The 3,263-nt window shown below is 52.8% G+C and carries 2 rRNA genes; both read left to right on the top strand.

Going from position 1 to position 3,263, the window contains the following annotated elements:
- Positions 1–105: 105 nt before the first annotated feature.
- Positions 106–3,011: ribosomal RNA gene (locus tag E5K02_RS25355) — 23S ribosomal RNA — on the top strand.
- Positions 3,012–3,088: 77 nt separating this feature from the next.
- Positions 3,089–3,200 (top strand): 5S ribosomal RNA (gene rrf, locus E5K02_RS25350).
- The last annotated feature ends 63 nt before the right edge of the window (positions 3,201–3,263 follow it).

The raw sequence follows: 3,263 nt of genomic DNA, 5'->3' as shown, positions 1-3,263 counted from the left end.
TTCATAAGTTCTTTGACGTAGGAAAACGAGTAAGAAGAAACAAAGCATCTGCTTCGTAGCAATACGAAGACAGACCAAGAGCTCTTCCTGAGTAATCAGGAAGTTACAGAAGTAACGAAGGGCACACGGGGGATGCCTAGGCTCTCAGAGGCGATGAAGGACGTGATAAGCTGCGATAAGGCCAGGGGATGGGCACATACCAAGTGATCCTGGCATTTCCGAATGGGGCAACCCCTTGCAGTGAAGCTGCAAGACCATATCGTAAGATACGGGGCAAACCCGGGGAACTGAAACATCTAAGTACCCGGAGGAACAGAAAATAACAATGATTCCCCAAGTAGTGGCGAGCGAACGGGGACGAGCCCAAACCGGGTTGGTTACGGCCAGTCCGGGGTTGTAGGACCTCAAGATCTGATTGATTTACATTAGCTGAACGACGTGGGAAAGTCGATCATAGAGGGTGAGAATCCCGTAAGCGACCTTGTAGATCACGGTAGAGGATTCCTGAGTAGGGCGGGGCCGGAGAAACCCCGTCTGAATCCAGCGGCACCATCCGCTAAGGCTACATACTCCTGAGAGACCGATAGTGAACTAGTACCGTGAGGGAAAGGTGAAAAGAACCGGGAATACCGGAGTGAAAAGAACCTGAAACCGTGTGCTTACAAGCGGTCGGAGCCCTTAAGTGGGGTGACGGCGTGCCTTTTGCATAATGAGCCTACGAGTTACTCTTCTCTGGCAAGGTTAAATGTGTGAACACATGGAGCCGCAGCGAAAGCGAGTCTGAATAGGGCGCAGAGTCAGAGGAGGTAGACGCGAAACTTTGTGATCTACCCATGAGCAGGATGAAGGTTGGGTAAAACCAACTGGAGGTCCGAACCAGTTTCCGTTGAAAAGGATTTGGATGACTTGTGGGTAGGGGTGAAAGGCCAATCAAACTGAGAAATAGCTCGTACTCCCCGAAATGTATTTAGGTACAGCGTCGGCGTTGAGTTACATGGAGGTAGAGCTACCGATAGGACTAGGGGGTGTCATAGCCTACCGAATCCTGACGAACTCCGAATGCCATGTAATATAGCCGGCAGTGAGGCTTGGGGTGCTAAGGTCCCAGGCCGAGAGGGAAAGAACCCAGACCATCTGCTAAGGTCCCTAAATTCGGACTAAGTTGAACAAAGGAGGTCCACTTGCTTTGACAGCCAGGAGGTTGGCTTGGAAGCAGCCATTCCTTTAAAGAGTGCGTAACAGCTCACTGGTCGAGCGAGAGGGCATCGATAATACGCGGGCATCAAGTCCGGTACCGAAGCAATGGATTTACGCTATGCGTAAGTGGTAGGGGAGCATTCTCGTCAGCGGTGAAGGTGTGCTGTCAGGCATGCTGGAGCGGCGAGAAAAGCAAATGTAGGCATGAGTAACGATAAGGCGGGTGAGAAACCCGCCCACCGATAGACTAAGGTTTCCTGATCAACGCTAATCGGATCAGGGTTAGTCGGGACCTAAGGCCACGCCGAAAGGCTACGTCGATGGACAGCTGGTTGATATTCCAGCACTTACGTAAGGAAGTGATGCAGTGACGCAGAAGTGAAAGTACCGCGGGCGGACGGAAGTGCCCGTTAAAGTGTGTAGGTATAGAGAGGGTAGTTAAGTACGCCCTTTTTGCTGAACCACGATAGTACCTGGCGGCTTCGGCCAACGGGATAGTGTACCTAATCAGACTGCCAAGAAAACCTGCTAAGCGTTTTAACCCTTATGTAACCCGTACCGCAAACCGACACAGGTAGTCAAGGAGAGAATCCTGAGGTGCTCGAGTGAATCACGGCCAAGGAACTCGGCAAAATGGTCCTGTAACTTCGGGAGAAGGGACGCTTCCTTGTAGCAATACAAGAAGCCGCAGTGAAAAGGCCCAAGCGACTGTTTAACAAAAACACATGGCTTTGCGAACTCGCAAGAGGAAGTATAAGGCCTGACACCTGCCCGGTGCCGGAAGGTTAAGAGGGGAACTTAGTCGCAAGGCGAAGGTTTGAATCGAAGCCCCGGTAAACGGCGGCCGTAACTATAACGGTCCTAAGGTAGCGAAATTCCTTGTCGGGTAAGTTCCGACCTGCACGAATGGTGTAACGATTTGGGCGCTGTCTCAGCCGTGAGCTCGGTGAAATTGTAGTCTCGGTGAAGATGCCGAGTACCCGCCACGGGACGGAAAGACCCCGTGCACCTTTACTATAGCTTGACATTGACGCTGGGTAACACATGTGTAGGATAGGTGGGAGACTATGAAGCGGTGGCGCCAGCCATCGTGGAGTCAACGTTGAAATACCACCCTTGTGTTGCTTGGCGCCTAATCTCGAATCGGGAAACAGTGTCTGGTGGGTAGTTTGACTGGGGTGGTCGCCTCCAAAAAAGTATCGGAGGCTTTCAAAGGTTCACTCAGTACGCTTGGTAACCGTACGCAGAGCGCAATAGCAGAAGTGAGCTTGACTGTGAGGCCTACAAGCCGAGCAGGGTCGAAAGACGGATATAGTGATCCGGTGGTTCCGCATGGAAGGGCCATCGCTCAAAGGATAAAAGGTACGCCGGGGATAACAGGCTGATCTCCCCCAAGAGCTCATATCGACGGGGAGGTTTGGCACCTCGATGTCGGCTCGTCACGTCCTGGGGCTGGAGAAGGTCCCAAGGGTTCGGCTGTTCGCCGATTAAAGTGGCACGCGAGCTGGGTTCAGAACGTCGTGAGACAGTTCGGTCCCTATCTGTGGTGGGCGTTGGAAATTTGACAGGACCTGACTTTAGTACGAGAGGACCGAGTTGGACCAGCCGCTCGTGCACCGGTTGTCCCGCCAGGGGCAGCGCCGGGTAGCGACGCTGGGATGAGATAAGCGCTGAAAGCATCTAAGTGCGAAACTCACCTGAAGATGAGATTTCCCATAATAAGAGTCGTCGTAGACTACGACGTTGATAGGCAGCAGGTCGAAGGTCCGAAATGGCCGAGCCGAGCTGTACTAATGACTCGAGCGCTTCTAGTAAACCAAGTTCTGCTTCTTTCTTCTTACCCGTTTCCTGCGTCAACGATATTGACTATGCAACTTGCATGGACACCAGTAATGGTGGCTTTAGCACGGGTGTTCACCTCTTCCCATTCCGAACAGAGCAGTTAAGCCCCGTAGCGCCTATGGTACTACCTTCACCGGTGGGAGAGTCGGTCGCCGCCAACCTTTTTCTACCACGCCCCCTCGCGACCTTGTGCTGCGAGGGGGCGTCGTCGTTTCCAGCCCCCC

The organism is Hymenobacter metallicola (assembly GCF_004745645.1).
GTDB classification, from domain to species: Bacteria; Bacteroidota; Bacteroidia; order Cytophagales; family Hymenobacteraceae; genus Hymenobacter; species Hymenobacter metallicola.
Note: the sequence above shows the minus strand (reverse complement) of the source record. Positions and strands in the feature narration are given on the sequence as shown.